Origin of the sequence: Robertmurraya korlensis, from assembly GCF_023715225.1 — a bacterium.
Taxonomy (GTDB): domain Bacteria; phylum Bacillota; class Bacilli; order Bacillales; family Cytobacillaceae; genus Robertmurraya_A.
Genome location: NZ_JAMBNS010000069.1, coordinates 1 through 483 on the forward strand (window position 1 = coordinate 1; position 483 = coordinate 483).

At 49.5% G+C, this 483-nt stretch carries 1 protein-coding gene; it reads left to right on the forward strand.

The window, feature by feature from the left end:
• Nucleotides 1-197 precede the first annotated feature (197 nt).
• A partial coding sequence (locus tag M3175_RS25855; protein ID WP_251524552.1) for a DNA/RNA non-specific endonuclease occupies nt 198-483 on the forward strand: 286 nt, incomplete at its 3' end.

The following is a 483-nucleotide window of genomic DNA, read 5'->3' on the forward strand; positions in this document are numbered from 1 at the left end:
CTAACAATGCCATCTTATCAGCCATAAGCGTTGGCTTGCTGTATGTGACAGGTTGTAGTGTTGCGCCCTCAACCGCCAAGCCCGATAGCAATACCATTACTATCCCTACTATTCCTGCCACCCAAGCGAACCCAGATACCCAAGCACTCACCACGCGCTCGCTAGACAAGGCGTTACAAAAATGCGCCAGCGAGTTTTTGGAGAAAACCCAGCCGACAATGACCGCTAAGCTTTCGCAAAAAACTTACCCCCTGTGCTTTAATGGCTTTGCGGTGATGTATTCGGGTGTCACCAAAACCCCTATTTGGGTCGCTGAGCATTTGACGCGACAACGAATAACGGCTGCCAAAACTTTGGTCAGAGAGGATAACTTTCATGAAGAAACTCGCCTGCCAATCGAGGTGCGTAGCTTATTGAGCGATTATACCCGTACCGGATTTGATAGAGGACATTTAGCGCCCAATGCTGATATGGCAACCACGG